This window comes from Photobacterium sp. OFAV2-7 (genome assembly GCF_022347985.1).
In the GTDB taxonomy this organism is placed as follows: domain Bacteria; phylum Pseudomonadota; class Gammaproteobacteria; order Enterobacterales; family Vibrionaceae; genus Photobacterium.
This window is the reverse complement of sequence record NZ_JAKRFQ010000609.1, coordinates 1-3,242: the sequence shown is the minus strand read 5'-3', so window position 1 is coordinate 3,242 and position 3,242 is coordinate 1. Positions and strand designations below refer to the sequence as shown.

The window sequence follows — 3,242 nt, the reverse complement described above, 5'->3', positions numbered from 1 at the left end:
GAAACAGCTAGCTGATCTTACCGAGCAGTTACCTCCGGCCCTGAAGCTGGAACGTCATCAGAGTGCCACTCTCGAGCCGCTGACCGATGCTTTCCACCTGAACCTGTTTGCCATGGGGATGTTGGCGTTCGTTGTCGGCCTGTTTATCTTCTATCAGGCGATGTCTCTGTCTTTATCTCAGCGCCAGCCTCTGGTTGGCTTGCTTCGTCAAGCCGGGGTTTCCGGCTCGCAGTTGGCTAAAGCCCTGCTGCTTGAGTTGCTGGTGTGGATCGCCCTTGGTTTGTTAGGTGGTAACTTGCTTGGGCTTCTACTTGCTCAGCAGCTATTGCCTTCGGTAGCTGAAACCCTGAACAGCCTGTATGGTGCCAATATTAGCTTGTCAGTAAGCTGGCATTGGCAGTGGGGGTTGGCATCGCTGGCGATAGCCTTGTTTGGTAGCCTGCTGGCCTGTGGGTGGCCGTTGGTGCGGTTGATAAAAACCCAGCCAGCCCGTTTGTCGACTCACATGTCTCTGGTGCGTTTCAGTGGTCGTGAGTTTGCCTGGCAGGCATTGTTCTCATGTATGTTTATTGGTGCGGCTGCCGCTGTGTACCAGCTACCGCACGGCCAGATGGCAGGCTTTGTCCTGATTGCATTCATTCTTATCGCTTCTGCGCTCAGTATGCCATTTTTGCTCTGGCAGCTATTTCAGGGGCTGGGCTTGATTGCGCGCTCGGCGCGCTTGCGTTGGTTCTTCTCTGATGCTGCTGCAAGCCTGAGTTACCGTGGGGTTGCAGCCATGGCATTCATGCTTGCCCTGGCATCAAACATCGGTATGGAAACAATGGTTGGGAGTTTCCGCAATACGACACAGGTATGGCTGGATCAGCGCCTTGCGGCTGACATCTATGTTCGACCTTCTCTGAATGTTGCTCCGCGTATCGCCAATTGGTTAGACGAGCGCGACGAAGTGAAACAGGTATGGTGGCAATGGCGCAAAGAGATTCTGACTGAAGCGGGTACGCTCCAGGTCGTCAGCATCGGTGGTACCAAAGAAGAGAAACAGGCGCTTTCGATAAAAGTTGCTGTGCCTAACTATTGGCAACGGCTGCACTATCAGCGGGCTGTACTGGTTAGTGAGTCGATGGCGCTCAAACAGGGGTGGAAGCCCGGAGATAAGATAGAGCTACCGAGTCCGATGAATCAGAACTGGCTGGTTGCCGGCGTGTATTATGACTATGGTAATCCTTACGGGCAGGTGATTCTGGCACACAAACGCTGGCAGGAATACTGGCCTTACAAAGGACAGGTCGGCTTGGCTATTCACCTGAAGCCAGATTCTGACAGCATGGCGGTGATGAAAGAAATGGGGCAGCGCTTCCATTTGTCACCAGAGCGGGTGAGGAACAATGTCGAGTTGATGGAGCAGGCGATGCGGGTATTTGACCGTACCTTCATTGTGACGGCAACCCTGGGTAAGCTGACCTTGTTTATTGCTGTATGTGGCTTGTTCTTTGCCACTGTGGCTGGAGAAGTCTCGCGACAGCGCCAGTTTGCGCTGCTGCGTTGTATGGGCATGACGGGGCGGGAACTCGCCGCGCTCGGAGGAGGCCAATTGTTGCTGATCGGCGTCATGACGGCGGTGATTGCCTTGCCACTCGGCTTGGTGCTGGCTCAGTTGTTGATTGATGTCGTGCTGAAATACTCGTTTGGCTGGACGATGCCAGTTCAGTATTTCCCGTTTGAATACCTGACATCTCTAGGCTCGGCATTGGCGGTGCTGCTGGTTGCTGGCGCCTGGCCGGTTTGGCGTCTGGTGAAACGCTCTGCCATATTATCGCTGCGGGAGGCTTTCTGATTATGAATCAACTAGTGGGTCGCGCACTAGCGATATTCAGCATTTTGTGTCTCACGTTGTTAGTTGGCTGTGACACTGACGAACCTCGCTCGAATTCAGCCGATATACTCCGGCAGGGATCTGAGGTTAGCTATCAGAAGGTGGTACCGGGGAAAAAGTGGGCCTTTCCGAAAGATCACCTCAGCCATCCGGCCTTTAAGGCCGAGTGGTGGTATCTAACTGCCAATCTTGAAGCTGAAAGCGGGGAAACATTTGGCGTACAGTGGACGCTGTTCCGTTTTGCATCGGGTAACGAGCCGGGTAATGGCTGGAAGAATCCGCAAATGTATATGGCCCATACCGTTGTGACCAGCCGGGATAACATATGGCATGCGGAACGTTTTGCCCGTGGCGGGATCGGACAGGCCGGAGTCACCGACAATCCTTACCGAGCCTGGCTGGACAACTGGTCGTGGCGTTCTTATAGCGATAGCCCGTTCCCCGGAACACTGGTATTTTACGACGGCGATATGGCTGCCAAGCTTGATATTATTAATTTGGGTGAGCTGATTTTTCAGGGAGAAAACGGCTATAGCAGGAAACACCCGACGGAAGATGTCGCTTCCTATTATTTCAGTGCTCCTTTCTTATCCCTCAATGGCACACTGGAGCTGGATGGGAAAACGTATAAAGTGAAAGGAGACGGTTGGTATGACCGTGAATGGAGTAGCGAAGGCCTGTCCCAGAAACAGGAAGGGTGGGACTGGTTCTCTGTCCATCTGGACGACGGCAGTGCCTTGATGGTTTCTCAAGTCAGGGAAGAAGGCGGTAAGCCTTATTTCTTTGGTTCTTTGAGCTGGCCTGACGGCAAAACAATCGTATTGCAGCCGGAAGATATTCGGCTGAAACCAAAATCATACGTAAAACACCAAGGTAGACAGTTCCCGCTGCAGTGGCGAATTGAAGTACCGACACAACAGATACAATTAGAAGTGGATGTTGTCCGCAAGGAGCAGTGGTTGCCGTTTATCTTCTCATACTGGGAAGGGCCGATAAGGGTCAAAGGCAGTCATTCAGGACAAGGATTTATGGAGTTAACCGGATATTAAGGCGCTTAGCCTGCCGGTTTGCCGTAAAAAGATAGGACGAGAACGTGGTAAATAAAATGATAGTGGATGAACAGGCGTTAGCTCAGCGATTAATGAACTATCGTCGTGAGTTTCATCGATACCCTGAATCGGCATGGTGCGAGTTTTTTACCACCAGCCGGATTGCAGGTTTGTTGCAGTCGCAGGGGTATGAGCTTTTCTTCTCTGATGCGATTATTGCCCGCAACACCATCATGGGACGAGATGACGCCAATGTTATCAAGGCTCAGGAGCGAGCAATAAGCTGGGGAGCCGAGCTGGATCATCTGGCACAAATG

At 52.4% G+C, this 3,242-nt stretch carries 2 protein-coding genes and 1 pseudogene; all 3 read left to right on the top strand.

The features are described 5' to 3' along the window. A partial coding sequence (locus tag MHN01_RS21670; protein ID WP_239413374.1) for an ABC transporter permease occupies positions 1–1,837 on the top strand: 1,837 nt, incomplete at its 5' end. A 2-nt stretch (positions 1,838–1,839) separates the two neighbouring features. Then, positions 1,840–2,925: a lipocalin-like domain-containing protein gene (locus MHN01_RS21665; protein ID WP_239413373.1), complete on the top strand. Its 1,086-nt coding sequence runs from the start codon at positions 1,840–1,842 to the stop codon at positions 2,923–2,925. Between the two features lie 44 nt (positions 2,926–2,969). Beyond that, positions 2,970–3,242, top strand: a pseudogene (locus tag MHN01_RS21660) (amidohydrolase); the annotation flags it as partial.

Bases quoted from the DNA above. Each gene is read 5' to 3' on its own strand.
- MHN01_RS21665 (WP_239413373.1), top strand. From the start codon at position 1,840: ATGAATCAACTAGTGGGTCGCGCACTAGCGATATTCAGCATTTTGTGT.